The organism is Nereida ignava, from assembly GCF_001049735.1.
GTDB lineage: Bacteria > Pseudomonadota > Alphaproteobacteria > Rhodobacterales > Rhodobacteraceae > Nereida > Nereida ignava.
Genome location: NZ_CVPC01000002.1, coordinates 279630 through 296400, shown reverse-complemented (window position 1 = coordinate 296400; position 16771 = coordinate 279630). Strand labels below are relative to the sequence as shown.

16 protein-coding genes are annotated in these 16771 nt (G+C 54.1%); 12 read left to right on the top strand and 4 right to left on the bottom strand.

Features of this window, described 5'->3' with window-relative positions; all coding sequences use genetic code 11:
- Positions 1–34: 34 nt before the first annotated feature.
- The 6 genes from bamA to lpxB all read left to right on the top strand — a co-directional run bounded on the left by bamA (position 35) and on the right by lpxB (position 6320).
- The gene (gene bamA / locus NIG5292_RS01625) at positions 35–2335 is read left to right on the top strand and encodes an outer membrane protein assembly factor BamA (RefSeq protein ID WP_048597603.1); all 2301 of its coding nucleotides are present in this window, start codon (positions 35–37) and stop codon (positions 2333–2335) included.
- A 38-nt stretch (positions 2336–2373) separates the two neighbouring features.
- Positions 2374–2898, top strand: a complete 525-nt coding sequence (locus NIG5292_RS01620) for an OmpH/Skp family outer membrane protein (protein ID WP_158441638.1) — start codon at positions 2374–2376, stop codon at positions 2896–2898.
- 101 nt (positions 2899–2999) lie between these two features.
- A complete protein-coding gene (fabZ, locus tag NIG5292_RS01615) occupies positions 3000–3476 on the top strand; it encodes a 3-hydroxyacyl-ACP dehydratase FabZ (RefSeq protein ID WP_048597601.1) in 477 nt (158 codons plus the stop codon).
- Positions 3473–4258 carry an acyl-ACP--UDP-N-acetylglucosamine O-acyltransferase gene (gene lpxA, locus NIG5292_RS01610; protein ID WP_048597600.1) on the top strand — a complete coding sequence of 262 codons (786 nt, stop codon included), beginning with the start codon at positions 3473–3475 and terminating at the stop codon, positions 4256–4258. Before fabZ ends, lpxA begins: the two co-directional genes overlap by 4 nt.
- Positions 4255–5142, top strand: a complete 888-nt coding sequence (locus NIG5292_RS01605) for an LpxI family protein (RefSeq protein WP_048597599.1) — start codon at positions 4255–4257, stop codon at positions 5140–5142. The genes lpxA and NIG5292_RS01605 overlap by 4 nt, the downstream gene beginning before the upstream one ends.
- Before the next feature lie 14 nt (positions 5143–5156).
- Positions 5157–6320: a lipid-A-disaccharide synthase gene (gene lpxB, locus NIG5292_RS01600; RefSeq protein ID WP_048597598.1), complete on the top strand. Its 1164-nt coding sequence runs from the start codon at positions 5157–5159 to the stop codon at positions 6318–6320.
- 23 nt (positions 6321–6343) lie between these two features.
- On the opposite strand, the gene mnmA is transcribed toward lpxB, so the two are convergent.
- Positions 6344–7489 carry a tRNA 2-thiouridine(34) synthase MnmA gene (gene mnmA / locus NIG5292_RS01595; protein ID WP_048597597.1) on the bottom strand — a complete coding sequence of 382 codons (1146 nt, stop codon included), beginning with the start codon at positions 7487–7489 and terminating at the stop codon, positions 6344–6346.
- Between the two features lie 152 nt (positions 7490–7641).
- Here mnmA and sciP point away from each other — a divergent pair, with 152 nt between their 5' ends.
- From sciP to NIG5292_RS15250, 5 genes are all read left to right on the top strand, one after another.
- Positions 7642–7914, top strand: coding sequence for a CtrA inhibitor SciP (gene sciP / locus NIG5292_RS01590; RefSeq protein ID WP_048597596.1), 273 nt, complete (start codon positions 7642–7644; stop codon positions 7912–7914).
- Between the two features lie 117 nt (positions 7915–8031).
- Positions 8032–8748: a response regulator transcription factor CtrA gene (ctrA, locus tag NIG5292_RS01585; RefSeq protein WP_048597595.1), complete on the top strand. Its 717-nt coding sequence runs from the start codon at positions 8032–8034 to the stop codon at positions 8746–8748.
- Positions 8749–8915: 167 nt separating this feature from the next.
- Positions 8916–11051, top strand: a complete 2136-nt coding sequence (gene ligA, locus NIG5292_RS01580) for an NAD-dependent DNA ligase LigA (RefSeq protein WP_048597594.1) — start codon at positions 8916–8918, stop codon at positions 11049–11051.
- 4 nt (positions 11052–11055) lie between these two features.
- On the top strand, positions 11056–13146 hold the full coding sequence (gene recG / locus NIG5292_RS01575; protein WP_048597593.1) for an ATP-dependent DNA helicase RecG: 2091 nt from the start codon (positions 11056–11058) through the stop codon (positions 13144–13146).
- 108 nt (positions 13147–13254) lie between these two features.
- Positions 13255–13377: a hypothetical protein gene (locus tag NIG5292_RS15250; RefSeq protein WP_267884451.1), complete on the top strand. Its 123-nt coding sequence runs from the start codon at positions 13255–13257 to the stop codon at positions 13375–13377.
- A 172-nt stretch (positions 13378–13549) separates the two neighbouring features.
- Here the strand turns inward: NIG5292_RS15250 and NIG5292_RS01570 are convergent, their stop codons facing one another.
- Positions 13550–14002 (bottom strand): iron-sulfur cluster assembly scaffold protein, encoded by a 453-nt coding sequence (locus tag NIG5292_RS01570; protein WP_048597592.1) that lies wholly within the window; start codon positions 14000–14002, stop codon positions 13550–13552.
- 69 nt (positions 14003–14071) lie between these two features.
- Between NIG5292_RS01570 and hisI the strand changes: the two genes are divergently transcribed.
- Positions 14072–14416, top strand: coding sequence for a phosphoribosyl-AMP cyclohydrolase (gene hisI / locus NIG5292_RS01565; protein WP_048597591.1), 345 nt, complete (start codon positions 14072–14074; stop codon positions 14414–14416).
- Here hisI and gluQRS read toward each other — a convergent pair.
- Complete coding sequence (gene gluQRS / locus NIG5292_RS01560; RefSeq protein ID WP_048597590.1) at positions 14413–15270, bottom strand: tRNA glutamyl-Q(34) synthetase GluQRS; 858 nt, start codon at positions 15268–15270, stop codon at positions 14413–14415. The genes hisI and gluQRS overlap by 4 nt on opposite strands.
- On the bottom strand, positions 15270–16625 hold the full coding sequence (trmFO, locus tag NIG5292_RS01555; protein ID WP_048597589.1) for a methylenetetrahydrofolate--tRNA-(uracil(54)-C(5))-methyltransferase (FADH(2)-oxidizing) TrmFO: 1356 nt from the start codon (positions 16623–16625) through the stop codon (positions 15270–15272). The genes gluQRS and trmFO overlap by 1 nt, the downstream gene beginning before the upstream one ends.
- Positions 16626–16771 lie beyond the last annotated feature (146 nt).

Genomic DNA, 16771 nt, shown 5'->3' with positions numbered 1-16771 from the left:
TGGCACCAGATTTTAGGTTTGCTGGGGATAGCTAATGGGTTTGCTTTTGGGTGTATGTCGTGCCGGAACAGGTACGATGAAACGAGCGGGCCTAGCGGCAGTGACTGCCGGCTTTATGTCTGGCGCTGTCTACGCGCAGTCTTTTACATTTGATAACGTCGAAATTGAAGGGAACGCCCGCGTTGAGGCGGCTACCATCCTATCGTTTGCTGGCATTAGCCGCGGCGAGACGATCAGTGCAGGCCAGCTAAACGATGCATTTCAACGTGTGCTAAGTTCGGGCCTGTTTGAGGACGTAGTTCTGACGCCACGCGGCAGCACGCTTGTGATTGAAGTCGCGGAATTCCCCACAATTAACCAGATCAATGTTGAAGGTAACCGCCGCCTGAAAGATGAGGTTGTCCAAAGCTTAATCGCCTCGCAACCGCGCCGCGTTTACAGCCCGAGTGTGGCCGAACAGGATGCGGAGCTGATCGCGCAAGCCTACGCGGAGCAAGGGCGTTTGGCAGCAACTGTAAAGCCAAGCATTATCCGCCGTTCTGACAACCGCGTCGATCTTGTGTTCGAAGTAACTGAAGGCCGCGTTGTAGAAGTTGAGCGCTTGTCGTTTACGGGCAACCGCGCTTATTCCGACCGCCGCTTGCGCCGTGTTTTGCAGACCAAACAAGCCGGTATCTTCCGCCAAGTGGTTAGCCGCGACACGTTTATCGAAGACCGCGTGAATTTTGACCGCCAAGTTCTAAGCGACTTTTACGCCTCTCGCGGTTATGTGGATTTCAATATCCAAGGGGTCTCATCCGAGCTGACCCGCGAACGCGACGCGTTTTTGATCACATTTGATGTCGAAGAAGGCCAGCAGTTCCGCCTTGGAGAGGTCAACGTTGTAAGCCTTTTGGATGATGTGGATGCCGCTGCATTCGAAGATGCGCTGAAAGTCGGGCGCTCACCAGTCTATTCCCCGAACTTGATCGACATCAACATTGCCCGCCTTGAGCGCCGTGCGCTTGAGTTGGGCTTGAACTTTGTACGCGCCGATCCGCGGGTGACGCGCAACGATCGCGACCTGACACTTGATGTGACGTTTGAGCTGACCCGTGGTGATCGCATTTTCGTTGAGCGCATTGATATTGAAGGCAACTCGACAACGCTTGATCGGGTTATTCGCCGTCAATTCAAAGTGGTCGAAGGCGATCCATTCAATCCCCGTGAAATCCGCAATTCAGCCGAGCGTATCCGCGCTTTGGGTTATTTCGGCAATGCGGGCGTGCAGGCGCGCGAAGGTTCCAGCCCCAATCAAGTTGTGATTGACGTGGATGTGGAAGAACAACCCACCGGCAGTCTGTCGTTCGGGGCGAGTTTTGGCACCGCAAACGGTTTTGGTCTGACAGCTGAGTTGCGTGAGCGTAACTTCTTGGGTCGTGGGCAGTCTGTTTCGCTTGGTTTCAACACAACCGATGGCAGCGAATCCCTCAGCTTTAGTTTCAACGAGCCAGCGTTTTTGGACCGTGAGTTGGGCTTTGGTCTGTCAGGCAGCTATGGCACCACGGACAGTGATTTCGCCGCCTATAACACCGAAAGCGCACGTCTGTCCCCATCCATCAACTTCCCTGTGAGCGAAAACGGCCGGTTGAGCCTGCGGTATTCACTGGGGTTCGAGGAGGTGCTTGATGTAGCTGTAGGTTCACAGTTGCTTAGTGATGATGAAGGTGCAGGGCGGCAAACTGTTAGCTCTGTAGGTTATACATACAGCTTTGACACGCGTACCACGGGGTTAAACCCTGATGCGGGACTCATTTTTAGGTTTTCCCAAGACTTAGCTGGTGTAGGGGGAGATAAAGAATATCTTCGTAGTAGTTTCTTTGCTGGAGCAACTACAAAGGTCCTGAGTGATGAAGTTACGCTTCGTGCGGTACTGGAAGGTGGTGCATTAAACTCGCTGAACGACACCAATAGCTCGGTAACTGATCGTTTCGCATCAAGCGGCCGTCTGCGAGGTTTTGAACCCAATGGTTTTGGCCCTCGCGAGGGGGATTTCGCAGTTGGCGGCAACTATTATGCTGTGATGCGACTTGAGGCAGATTTTCCAATCGGATTGCCGGAAGAGTATGGTATTTCGGGTGGGGTTTACCTTGATGCGGGCTCTGTTTGGGGTTTGGATGATGACCTGAGCGGTGCGATTGACGACAGCTTCTCACTTCGTTCTGCTATCGGCGTTTCAATTTTCTGGAATACCGCGATTGGCCCGCTTCGGTTTAACTTCTCAAAACCGCTCAAGTTTGAAAAGAACTTCGACAAAACGGAAACCTTTGATCTTTCCGTTTCGACAAGCTTTTGATGCTTAGGGGCGTTTTTGCCTTCTGCGCTGTGCTTTGCATGGCCGTGGGTGCGGCGCAGGCACAAACAACGCGCGGACCCGGCTTTGACACAGGTGTGGTGGTAAGCGCGGTCCTTGTGATCGATAGTGACCGCTTCTTTACAAACAGCGAATACGGCAAGCGCGTCGCAACCGATCTTGAGGCAGAGCGGTTACGCCTTGTGCAAACCAAGCGCGAGTTAGAGGCAGAGCTTGAAGCCGAAGAACAGCGTTTGCTTGAATTGCGTGATGTCACGCCAGCAGATGAATTTTCGGCTATGGTCGATGTGTTTGATATCCGTGTCCAGCGCGCGCGACAGTCCCAAGATGAAACAGGGCGCGTGCTGTCACAACGATATGAACGGGCACGGGCCGAATTCATCAGCGATGCCCTTCCAATCCTGGCCAACATTTTGGCCGAGCGTCGCGCAGTAGCGGTGCTCGAGCGTGGCAGCGTCTTTTTGTCGGCGGATGCGATCGACATCACGGATGAGGCCATTCGTTTGGCTGATGCGGCCCTCGGGGACGGAACAAAATCCGACTAAGGTAGACGCTGTCAGTGTGACTGCGACCGCAGCCCATGAAACTTGCCGCCACCGCTGCGCTTTGCTAGGCAGGGGAACAAGATATAACGCAGGTGACTTTCATGAGCGACGCAGCCCAGACAGATCTAAAATCAGCAGATATTGGCTTGATCCAGCGGATCATACCGCACCGCTATCCGTTTCTACTTGTTGATAAAGTTATTGATATTGACGGGTATCAATCTGCTGTTGGCATCAAAAATGTCACCATGAATGAGCCGCATTTTCAGGGGCATTTTCCATCTAAACCTATCATGCCCGGCGTGACCATCATTGAGGCGCTCGCTCAGACCTCTGCTGTGATGGTCGGCGTTGCGATGGACATGGTCGATAAGGATTTGCTGGTTTACTTTATGGGGATCGACAACGCGAAGTTCCGGCGCATGGTTGTGCCGGGCGATGTGGTGCGTTTGGCCGTGGAAACCACTCGCGGCAAACCAGGCGGAAAAGTATGGAAATTCCGCGGCGTTGCAACAGTGGACGGTGAGATGGCCGCTGAATGTGATTTCACAGCAATGATGGATTTGCCCAAAGCATGAGTGGAAATATTCACCCCTCAGCGGTCATCGAAGACGGTGCTGTCATTGGCGACGGTGTTGAGATTGGCCCGTTTTGTCATGTTGGGTCGCACGTTAAACTCGCAGATGGCGTCACTCTCAAATCACACGTGGTTGTGGCGGGGGATACCCAGATCGGCCCTGAGACGATTATTTTTCCGTTCTCAAGCATTGGTGAAATCCCGCAAGACCTTAAGTTTGCGGGCGAACAAACCAAGCTGATCATAGGAGCGCGGAACCGCATTCGCGAGCACGTTACGATGAACACCGGCACGTCTGGCGGTGGTGGCGTGACGCGCGTTGGGGATGACGGGTTGTTTATGGCGGGCTGTCATGTTGCCCATGATGCAGTGATTGGCGACCGTGTAGTTATTGTGAACCAGACCGCAATCGCGGGCCATTGTTTGATCGAGGACGATGTTATTATTGGTGGGCTCTGCGGCATCCATCAGTTTGTGCGCATCGGTACGGGCGCTATCATTGGGGCGCTTTCAATGGTGACAAATGATGTGATCCCACATGGATTGGTTCAAGGCCCACGGGGCGAGTTGGATGGTCTCAACCTTGTTGGGTTGAAGCGCAAAGGCGTCGCACGTGCGGATATCACCGCACTGAGGGTGGCTTTTCAAACGCTGAAGCAAGGCGAGGGCAGTTTTGCCGAACGCGCCGCGCGTTTGGTTCAAGACAGTGACAGTGATTATGTGGCGGATTTGGTGCGCTTTGTTACGGGCACCACGGATCGCCATTTCCTGACCCCAAAATGATTGCTCTGATTGCAGGGCAGGGCCAATTGCCTGTTGCGGTGCATCGCGCGCTCAAAACTGCGGGCCGTGCCCACGTCATTGCCGCAATGGGCGATGTTGATCCCAGTTTGCCAGATGTGCAGCCGTTTCGAGTGGAACAATTAGGCACGTTTTTCGCCGCACTTACGGACCTTGGGGTGAGCCAGGTGTGTTTCGCAGGTGCTGTCGCACGCCCACAGATTGACCCATCGAAAATAGATGCGGCCACTTTACCATTGGTGCCAAAAATTGCGGCAGCAATGGCAGGGGGTGATGATAGTACTTTGCGCGTGGCGATTTCGCTTTTTGAGGACGCCGGATTTGAAGTCACCGCTGCCCCGCAACTTGTTGACGGCCTGCTACCGCCCCATGGGGATTTGACGGCTGTAAAGCCATCCGAGGGTGATATTAAGGATATTGCACGTGCTCGTGATGTGCATGGTGCTCTGGCCGGTGCAGACGTTGGGCAAGCAGTGATCGCAGCCCATGGTCAGGTTTTGGCGGTTGAGGCGCTTTTGGGCACCGATTGGATGATGCAATCTTTGCTGCAAGCAGCACCCGCGCAAGATGTGGCAGATGTGTTTTCGGACCCTTTGGGTTTTGCAACGGATGTTTTGGCCGGACCAATCCAAGATGTCCCTCGCTGGAACCCTCGTTTGCCAGAAGGCGGTGTGCTTTATAAGGCACCGAAGGCGGGGCAGGACCTACGAATTGACCTGCCTACAATTGGGCCGGAAACCATTCGTGGTGCCATCGCGCTTGGTCTGAACGGCATCGCGATCGGCCCCAATACTCAGGTTCTGGAGCTTGATAAAACCATCGCCGCCGCATCCGACGGTGGGTTGTTTTTACACGTGCTGGCATAGGCGGCAGCGTGGAGATGTCTGATCCTTTGAAAGTGTTCATCATCGCAGGTGAGCCATCGGGCGACGCACTGGGTGGTGATGTTATGGCGGGGCTGAAAGAGCTTTGTCCCAACATCACATTTCAGGGCATCGGCGGTCCAAATATGCAGGCCCAAGGTCTGGAAAGCCTGTTCGATATGTCAGAGCTGTCCGTGATGGGTTTGGCCGAGATACTGCCGAAATACCGCCACCTGAAACGGCGTATTTCACAAACTGCCCAAGCGGTTATTGCCGCGACACCTGATGTAATCCTGACAATTGATAGCCCTGATTTTTGCCTCAGGGTCGCAAAACTGGTCAAAACGCAGCGCGATATTCGCGTCGTTCATTACGTAGCACCCAGTGTGTGGGCGTGGCGCCCGAAACGCGCACAGAAAATGGCCCGCCACGTAGATCAGGTCCTGGCCCTGTTACCGTTTGAGCCGCCCTTTATGGAGGCAGCAGGGATGCAATGCAGTTTTGTAGGCCATCCCGTGGCCAATACTGCTCAGGCGAGCAGGCAAGACTGCGCGGCATTTCGTATGCGCCATCAAATTGCTGACGACGCCCCTTTGGTTCTGGTTCTTCCGGGGTCTCGCGGTGGGGAAGTGCGCCGTCTGTCAGATGTGTTTGGGGAAGCGCTTGCGCGTTTTCAGCAAACCCACAGCAATGCTCGGTTTGTGTTGCCAGTAGCGCCTTCAGTGAGGGGCCTTGTGACTGAGCTAACGGCGAATTGGTCTGTCAAACCGATCCTGATCGACAGCGCAGATCACCCCGAGAAGCTGTCCGCCTTTGGTGCGGCCGATATTGCGCTGGCTGCATCAGGGACTGTTTCGTTAGAACTTGCCGCCGCACAAACGCCGATGGTCATTGCCTATAAAATGAACTGGCTTACAGCGGCCATCATGCGCCGGTTGATGCGGGTGGACACAGTCACGCTGGTTAATCTGGTGTCTGAAACGCGGGTTGTGCCCGAATTTTTGATGGAAAACTGCACTGCAGAGGCCGTGTCGCAGGGCTTATCTACACTTTTTGCGAAACCAGCGACACAATCGGCTGCCTTAGACATCACGATGGATCGACTGGGACGTGGGCAGGAACGGGCAGGGCTGCGCGCCGCACGGGCCATTTTGAGTGGTATCACCAAGCCGGTAGGCTAGGCTGTTCAATAACGGTTGAGGTCTCAGGCTCCGCGCCAAATCCAACCGCCGCCCAAAATACGCGTGCTGCCTTCTTCATAAAATACGCAGGCCTGCCCGGGTGAGACACCTTCTTCCGCGCTCAGCAGTTCAACTTCCGCGAATCCCCCCGGCTTTGCGCGCAAAATTGCGGGACGTGGCGGGCGGGTTGATCGCACTTTCACCAAAATTTCACGCTCAGCGACTGCCTCAAACACAGTATCGCCAAGCCAGTTGATCTCTTTGATTGGAATGTTGCGCGTTGCCAGCATGTCCTTTAGACCGACCACGACTTCTTTTGTATCCACATCCAGTTTCACCACATAAAGCGGCTCTGATAGCCCCCCAATTCCAAGGCCGCGTCGCTGACCAATGGTGTAGTGGATGACCCCTTCATGGGTGCCCAGAATACGTCCGTCCGCATGAACAATATTGCCCGGCTCCGCAGCACCGGGGCGCAGTTTTTCAATCACCTTGGCGTAGTCGCCATCAGGCACAAAACAAATGTCTTGGCTGTCAGGTTTATCCGCCACCGGCAGGCCGTATTTTTGTGCAAGCGCGCGTGTCGCTTCTTTGCTTGGCAAATGACCAAGGGGGAAGCGCAGATAGGACAACTGCTCTGGCGTGGTTGAGAACAAAAAGTATGACTGATCACGGTTGCTGTCTTCGGCTGAATGCAGCTCGGGACCGTTCGCGCCCATCTTGCGCTGAATGTAGTGGCCGGTTGCCATGCAATCCGCCTCAAGGTCTTTTGCGGTTTCCAGCAGGTCTTTGAATTTCACCCGCTCGTTGCATCGAATACAGGGTACGGGCGTTGCACCACCAAGGTAACTTTCAGCGAACTCGTCCATCACAGCGTCTTTGAAAATATTTTCATAATCAAGGACATAGTGGGGGAAGTTCATCTCTTCGGCAACGCGACGTGCATCGTGGATATCGCGCCCTGCACAGCAGGCGCCCTTTTTGGCAAGAGCGGCCCCGTGGTCATAAAGTTGTAGCGTGACACCCACCACATCATAGCCTTCTTCAGCCAGTTGTGCGGCCACAACAGAGCTGTCGACACCGCCGGACATGGCCACAACGACGCGTGTCTCAGATGGCGGTTTTGCAAAGCCAAGTGAGTTAAGACCAGCGGTGTGATCGAGTGCCATAAGCGGTTCTCCGGGTGATGAGGTTAATCGCAAGTAACAGGTTTGTGCACAGATATAATAAAATTGCGCGTACTAACAAGGTGACGTTTCACCGCTCCTTAAGACACTTGGCTCAAACCGAACAGGACTTTGATATAAGACGAGGACGAAAAATGTTTTTGAAAAAGGTTGATGGCCCCCGATCAGTGACCCTGCCGGATGGTTCAATCATGACCCATGCTGATCTGCCACCCGCATCAACGCGGCGTTGGGTTGCATCGCGTAAGGCAGCTGTGGTGCGCGGGGTTGTCTATGGCTTGTTAAGCCAAAGTGATGCGTTGTCGCGCTATAGTTTGTCCGAAGAAGAATTCGAAAGTTGGTGCGACGCGGTCAGCAGTCACGGGCTTAAGGCTTTACGTGCAACACACCTGCAAAGTTACCGTTAGCTTTATGCAACCTAAGGTGGTATGAAGTGTTATGGCTCACGCTAACCTTGTGTTAACTAATTGCCTGCACAGTGAGGTCGAAACACTTTACGCAAACGATCCACCGGAGATAAAATTATGCGAGTTCTGCTAGTCGAGGACGATCCTACGACCGCCAAAAGTATCGAAATGATGCTTACTCATGCCAATCTGAACGTCTACACGACGGATTTGGGCGAAGAAGGGATCGATCTGGCAAAGCTATATGACTACGACTTGATCGTTCTCGATCTTGGTCTGCCTGACATGAACGGCCACGAAGTGCTGCGCCAATTGCGCGTTAGCAAAATTGAGACGCCGATCCTCATCCTGTCTGGTTCCGCCGAGGTGGACGACAAAATCAAGGGCTTTGGCTTTGGTGCAGATGACTACATGGTCAAACCATTCCTGCGCGAAGAGCTTGTTGCGCGTATTCACGCGATCATTCGGCGTTCCAAAGGTCATTCACAGGCAGTCATCGGTACGGGCCAGATTGAAGTGAACTTGGATGCAAAAACTGTGTCTGCTGGTGGTCGTGCGATCCATTTGACAGGTAAAGAATACCAGATGCTTGAGCTGTTGAGCCTGCGCAAAGGTACAACATTGACCAAGGAAATGTTCCTGAACCACCTTTATGGCGGAATGGATGAACCTGAACTCAAGATTATTGATGTTTTCATCTGTAAGCTGCGCAAGAAATTGGCTCAGGCAACAGACGGTGACAATTATATCGAAACTGTTTGGGGGCGCGGATATGTTTTGCGCGATCCGCAAACAGGTCTGGGTGACTTGGAGAAAATCGCCGTAAACGGCTGACCGTATCCGGTCACTGCGTAAAGAGTTTAGTTTTTCGGTAAGAGAGGTTCGCAATCGCGGCCTCTCTTTTCGTTTCCTTAGGCTGGATGAAAATCGGCACCAAGACTAGACGCCGCCACCCTGCCATTCTACGTATAGCATCCAATCCACAGTGATGAGCGCGCCCCATGTCCCAGCCACTTTCCGATTTTGACACGCCCGTTGAAAACTTGGACCCTAAAAAGGCCGCACAAGAAGCCGAAACGCTTTCTCAGGCGTTGTCACAGGCAAATCAGCAGTATTATCAAGAAGATGCGCCCCAGCTGACAGATGCTGAGTTTGATCGCCTTAAGGCGCGCCTAAAAGAAATTGAGACAGCTTTTCCAGAGTTGCTGAAAAACAGCAGCCCCACGCAGCAAGTTGGTTCAGCCCCCGCAGATGGGTTTGGCAAAATCACCCATGCGGTTGCAATGCTGTCTTTGTCAAATGCGTTCAACGACGATGATGTTGCAGGATTTGACCAAAGCGTTCGCAAATATCTCGGGCTGGAAGGCGAAGCCCCGCTTGCTTTCACGTCCGAGCCAAAGATCGACGGGCTTTCGCTCTCTCTGCGCTACGAAGATGGCACGCTTGTTCATGCAGCGACGCGCGGTGACGGGACGACTGGTGAAAATGTAACCGCCAACGCCCGTACTATTGCAGACATTCCGCAACAGCTGACCGGTGCGCCAGCAATCTTGGAGGTGCGCGGCGAAGTCTATATGAGTCACGAAGACTTCGCGGCCTTGAACGAAAGACAGTCTGCCCGCGGCGGAAAAGTATTTGCAAACCCGCGCAACGCAGCGGCAGGGTCGCTGCGCCAGTTGGACCCAAATATCACTAAAAATCGCCCGTTAAGGTTTTTCGCATATGCATGGGGCGAGGTGTCTGCCCCGCTTGCGGACACTCAATTTGCAGCAATCGAAGCGCTGTCTGAACTGGGGTTTCAGACCAACCCGCTGACAAAGCGGCATGAAACTGTTGAGGGAATGATTGCGAATTACAACGCAATTGCCGAGGCGCGCGCACAACTGGGCTATGACATTGATGGTGTCGTTTACAAAGTTGATGATCTGGCTTTGCAGGCGCGGTTGGGGTTTCGCTCAACCACGCCGCGGTGGGCAATTGCTCATAAGTTCCCTGCAGAGCTGGCGTTTACGACCCTTGAGGCGATCGATATCCAAGTGGGGCGGACAGGCGCGTTGTCTCCCGTGGCGCGGCTGACGCCAGTAACGGTTGGCGGTGTTGTCGTATCCAACGCGACCCTGCACAACGAAGATTATATCGTCGGCAAAGACAGCAAAGGCGCTGAAATCCGTGGGGGCCGTGATATTCGCGTTGGTGATTTCGTTGAGGTTTACCGCGCGGGTGACGTAATCCCTAAAATTCGTGATGTTGATGTGAGCAAGCGTGCTGACACTGCAGTCTCTTTTGAGTTTCCAACATACTGCCCTGAATGTGGCTCGCCTGCCGTGCGCGAAGAAGGCGACGCAGTCCGCCGTTGTACCGGTGGCATCGTATGCCCGGCCCAAGCTGTTGAAAAGCTTAAGCACTTTGTCAGCCGCGCTGCTTTTGACATTGATGGGCTTGGATCAAAACAAGTTGAGCAATTCTACAAAGACGGTTGGGTCCGTGAGCCGGCGGAAATTTTCACGTTGCGTGCGCGGTTTGGCAGCGGTTTGCAGCAATTGAAAAACCGTGAAGGGTGGGGTGAGAAATCTGCCAACGGGTTGTTTGACGCCATCGATCTGCGCCGCTCTGTGCCACTTAACCGTGTGATTTTTGGCCTTGGCATTCGCCACGTTGGCGAGGCTGGTGCCAAGCTCCTTGCCCAAACATATCTCAGTTGGGATGCGTTCGAGAACGCGATGCGTGAGGCGTCGGACCCACAAAGCACGGCTTGGGCGGACCTTTTGAGCATCGATGGCGTGGGCGAGGTGATGGCCCAGTCGGTTGTTTCTACTTTTGCTAACTCTGTTGAGCGTGCCGCAATTGATCGTCTTGTGGCAGAGCTTAACATTGAAGACATGGCCCAGATTGCCGCTTCAGATAGCCCTGTTGCTGGCAAAATCGTTGTGTTTACGGGCACCCTTACGCGGATGAGCCGCGCAGAGGCCAAAGCGCAGGCCGAAGACCTTGGTGCCAAAGTATCGGGTTCTGTGTCTGCAAAAACGGATTTACTGGTTGCAGGCGCGGCAGCAGGCTCAAAGGCTGCTAAGGCGGAAAAACTGGGCGTTGAGGTTATTGATGAAGACGCTTGGCTTACTCTAATCGGTCGAGGCTAGGGGATTGGCGGGCCGTCCAGAAATCCTTTTTCCTTTGTTTGCGGGGCTCGAAACTTTGCAAGGGATCGGGCCGAAGACGTCCAAACTATTTGAGAACCTACACGTCACCACGCCGAAAGATCTGCTTTTTACGCTGCCTCATGCAATTGTTGACCGGCGCCTGCGGCCAAGTATTGACGGTGCGCTCACGGGGGATTTGGTTACTGTTGCGGTTGAGGTTGAACAACACAGACCGGCTGCACGCAAAGGCGGCGCGACACGCGTTTTTGTGAATGACGGTCATATAACATTCGCTTTGGTCTTCTTTCATGCCCATATTCGCTATATTGAGGCACAGCTACCCGTTGGTGCACGTCGGATTATTTCAGGAAAAATTGAGTATTTTGATGGGCTTGCACAGATTGTGCATCCAGACCACATGCTCGCAGAGGCGGATGTGCACGATATCCCGCCGTTCGAACCGGTCTACCCGCTAACTGCGGGGATTACCCAAAAAGTCATGTTGAAAGCCAGTGGATCAGCGTTGGCGCGTGCCCCAAAAGTGGCTGAGTGGATTGATCCAAACCTAAAGCAGCGCGAAAACTGGCCTGATTGGGATGCCGCTCTTTTGGCGGCTCATCGGCCTGCAGCGCCGTTAGTTGATGGCATGTCTGATCCTGCGCGCTTGCGCTTGGCTTATGACGAAGTGTTTGCCCATCAACTGACTCTCGCGCTAGCCCGCTCGACCGCGCGCGCGGCCAAAGGCCGAAGCAGCGTGGGAACGGGGCACCTACAAAGCCGCGTGTTGAACAGTCTGCCCTATGCGCCGACTGGGGCCCAAAGCCGTGCAATCGCTGAGATTGCGCAAGATTTGGCCGCGCGGCACCGCATGAACCGCCTTCTGCAAGGGGATGTCGGTGCTGGAAAAACCCTTGTGGCGATGCAGGCTTTGCTGATGGCTGTCGAAGCAGGCGGACAGGGTGTGATGATGGCGCCGACAGAAATTCTGGCGCGGCAACATCTTGAGGGGCTGCAACCTCTGGCCCAGAGTGCCGGTGTGAACTTGGAACTGCTTACCGGCCGTGACAAAGGTAAAGAGCGTGCGCGCAAACTGGCAGCACTGGCCAGCGGTGAGATCAAGATCTTGGTCGGCACCCATGCTGTGTTTCAAAAAGACGTTGAGTTTTGTGATCTGCGTCTGGCGGTTGTGGATGAACAGCATCGGTTCGGTGTGCGCCAGCGTATGGAGCTTGGCGCCAAGGGGCAGGCGGTTGATATGCTGGTGATGACAGCCACGCCAATCCCGCGCACTTTGTCGCTGGCCCACTACGGTGATCTGGATATTTCCGTGCTTGATGAAAAACCCCCGGGTCGCCAGCCTATCAAAACCGCCTTGGTGCAAACATCACGGATGGAGGAAGTGGTTAGCCATCTGCGCGGTGCAGTCGCCAAAGGCCAGCAAGCATATTGGGTCTGCCCGTTGGTCGAAGAGAGCGAGCTGAGCGATATGACCGCCGCCGAAGAACGGTTCAAACGCCTGCGTGCCGAGCTGGGTGAGGGGGCTGTCGGTCTGGTTCACGGTCAAATGCCGCCTGCTGAAAAAGACGCGGCAATGGCGGATTTTATTTCAGGTAAAACGCAGGTTTTGGTGGCGACGACTGTTATCGAAGTAGGCGTCAACGTGCCTAACGCGACGATCATGGTGATTGAGCGCGCCGAGAATTTTGGGCTTGCGCAGTTGCACCAATTACGCGGGCGTGTCGGTCGTGGCGCGGGGGCGTCTACGTGTCTGCTTTTGTATCAGGCACCCCTTGGTGAAACGGGGCGCCGCCGTTTGGAGATATTGCGCGAAACAGAAGATGGGTTCGTCATTGCTGAGGAAGACCTTGCAATGCGCGGTGCGGGGGACATGATTGGCTCTGCACAGTCAGGCTTGCCACGGTTTCGGGTCGCGGATCCGGACCGGCACAGCAATCTTATGGAGATCGCACAAAAAGATGCGCGTAAACTGTTGTCGGACGATCCTGCGTTAACCTCTGAGCGTGGAAAAGCTGCCCGTGTTCTTTTGTGGCTCATGGAACAAGACAAAGCAATTCGTTTGATATCAGTAGGTTAGGTTCATATAGAACATTTTGTTCACATTTGTTCTTAAAAAGTTCTTTACTTTGGTTAACTCAAATGAGAACAAAGGTGCAACAAATGCATAGTTGCAAAGGAGCTACCCATGATTGCTGATGTGAAAAACATTATTCGCCGCTCACAAACGACGTTGGTTCAAGACATGTTCACAGTATCTGCCATTGTAGCAATGACTGTAGCGGCACTCACTTTGCCGGCGTTTATGTAAAGACACTGCCTACGATCTATCTTGGTGCGGGTATGATATCTGTCCCCCAAACAGGTGATATCGCGTTACTGCCTGACGTATTTATCGGATTGCCTCTTCGATAAACCAATCTGCACCATATGTGCCTGATCGTTACTTACCGCTATCTTCTCCCACGAAGGTAGCGGTTTTTTTATGTGCCCTGAGTATCTGAACCACCACTAATTGCATCACATGCAGCATCAAGAGCGAGCATGATTGAGGCGTGTCGGTTTTTGTAATCTTTGGCCGCGCGCAGAACTTCAAGACCGTCAAAAGGGGCCTGCGGAACTGGGCCATCCTCTGCCAGCAAATTTGCCAAAGCGTCACGCGTCGCAACAACTTGCGCCGTGTTACGTCCAACAATGTTTTTCGCCACAACAGACGCGGCCGCTTGGCCCAAGGCACAGGCTTTCACGTCATGTGCATAATCACGTATGACACCGTCTTCTATCAGCAGATCAACCGTAACGCTTGAACCACACAGCGGGGCCCGGCGTTTGGCGCTGTGGCTTGGGGTATCGAGGCGGCCAACACGCGACAACTGTGTTGTAAGCTGCAAAATCTGCGCCGAGTAGAGCTTCATCAGATCTGCTTCGTTGGACATGTGCGCGAGGCCTTTTGTTTCATTCAACCGACAGATAGGACGGTGGAAGACAGTTGGAAAGGTACTGTGATGAAGTTTGATCCGAATTCCCTAAAGTTCAACGATGCGGGCCTGTTGCCGGTGATTGCACAGGATGTGGACAGTCATGAGGTTTTGATGCTGGCGTGGATGAACGCTGAGGCCGTCAGCCGCACGCTGAAGACGGGGCAGGTGACGTATTGGTCTCGCTCGCGGGCAGAGTTTTGGGTGAAGGGCGCCACATCGGGGCACACACAAGAATTGGTTCAGATGCAGATTGATTGTGACCGCGATTGTATCTTGGTGAGTGTTCGTCAAACCGGTCCGGCCTGCCACACAGGCGCGCGGACCTGCTTTTTTACAGACGTAACCAGTGGCACTGAGGTGACGAGCTAAAGCCCAATTAGCCTGCGGATGTCTGCGCTGCTTAAGCCCTGCGCACGGTAGTTGGAAAGCGCGCGGGCGTCATCGCGTTTTGCCAGTCGTTTGCCTGCGTCATCGCGGATCAAACGGTGGTGATGATACTGCGGTGTTGGAAGGTTAAGCAAACGTTGCAAAACCACATGGATGGCTGTGGCGCTTTCAAGATCCTCGCCGCGGACGACATCCGTGATGCCTTGCGCTGCGTCATCGACCACCACGGAAAGATGATAGGAAGTTCCCATATCCCGCCGCGCCAAGACGACATCGCCGACTGTGTTAACAAGCTGGGGCGCGGTGATTTGAACGGGTGCGCCGTTGTTTGTGTAGGTGATTGGTGTCTTATCAACTTCAAGCGCCGCAACAGCCGCAGTCATATCAAGACGCAGCACCGCGTCGGATGGCATGTCATCCGCGACGCGGCTGTGATGGGTTGTTGGCACGTAGCACAGGCGCGGATAGATCACGCCATCAGGCCCCAACAATGGCGCGCCTTCTTGGGGGGCATTAACCGCCGCGGCAATATCTGCGCGGCGGCAGTTACATGGGTATAAATATCCAGAGCACCACAATTCATTCAACGCAGAGCGGTAGCGCGTAAGGTGATCCGATTGTCTAACGGGAGCGGCGTCCCACTGAAGCCCCAACCAGGAAAGATCATCGTAAATTTGCTGTTCCCACGTCTCCCGTGCCCGTGACCGGTCAATGTCTTCGATCCGCAGCAAAAAAGCGCCACCCTGCCCGCGGGCTAGGTCATGGGCAACAATCGCGGAGTACGCGTGACCAAGATGAAGCGGCCCTGTGGGGGACGGTGCAAAACGCGTGATCATCACTCGGCTGCGAGTTTTTCCTGACCCAACCAGCCAAGCCATTCTGCTTTGGCGCGATCCGTATAGGCTTTGTAGCGATCCTTGCGGCCTTTGCGGCCCCCTTTGAGCCCATCAACTGGGGGAAAAAGCCCGAAGTTGACATTCATAGGCTGGAAGGTTTTTGCATCCGCACCGCCTGTAATGTGGCTGACCAATGCGCCCATTGCGGTGACTTGCGGCACCGCAGGTAGGTCGTCACCGTTGATTTCTGCAGCAGCCATACGGCCAGCAAGCAAGCCCATCGCCGCTGATTCAACGTATCCTTCAACACCAGTGATCTGACCTGCAAAGCGCAGATTAGGGTGGGTTTTCAACTTCATATCATGGGTGAGCAACGTGGGAGAGTTAAGAAATGTATTGCGGTGAATGCCACCAAGACGCGCAAACTCTGCATTCTCAAGGCCGGGGATCATGCGGAGCACTTCTTTTTGCGCCCCGTAGGTCATCTTGGTTTGAAAGCCGACGATGTTATAGAGCGTGCCCAAGGCATTGTCGCGACGCAATTGCACAACCGCATAAGGTTTGTCATCAGGCGCGTGCGGGTTTGTCAGGCCAACGGGTTTCATCGGACCAAAACGCAACGTCTCGCGACCGCGTTCGGCCATCACTTCAACGGGTAGGCATCCATCGAAATATTTGGCGGTCTCACCGTCTTTAAACTGGGTTTTATCCGCTGCCATCAACGCATCGATAAAGGCCTCATACTGGGCTTTATCCATCGGGCAGTTGAGGTACGCGGTACGCTCTTCTTCGGTTTCACCCTTGTCATAGCGCGACTGCATCCACGCTTGGGACATGTCGATCGTGTCAAAATAGATGATTGGGGCGATTGCGTCGAAAAAGGCCAAGGCCTCGGCGCCCGTTGCTTTGGCAATGGATGCTGACAGCGCGTCTGATGTCAGCGGACCTGTCGCCACAATCCAATGGCCGTCATCGGGAAGCTCTGTGATTTCATCATAGCTGACCGAGATGTTTGGGTGCGCCTTCAAGGCGGCTGTGACGGATTCTGCGAAGGGCTCGCGATCAACAGCCAGTGCGCCACCGGCGGGGATGCGGTGCTTTTCAGCGATATTCATGATCAAGCCGTTGGCTTGGCGCATCTCCCAATGCAGCAGACCGACGGCGTTCTGCTCATTATCGTCCGAACGGAATGAATTTGAGCATACCATCTCACCAAGGTTGCCCGTTTGGTGTGCAAAGGTGCCAACTTTGGGGCGCATTTCGTGGATCACCACAGAGATACCCTGATTTGCAGCCTGCCATGCGGCTTCCGATCCGGCCATTCCGCCGCCGATGATATTGAGTGTTTTTGTCATATGCAGCAGGTAATCCAGCCTGCCGCGCAAATCAATGAAAACGATGTCGCAACTTGCATCATCTTCGAACTGGATTGCGCACAGAAGTCTAAACGCAATGACCCCCGACGTTGGAAGCGTCGGGGGTCATTAAGTGATCGGGTTGG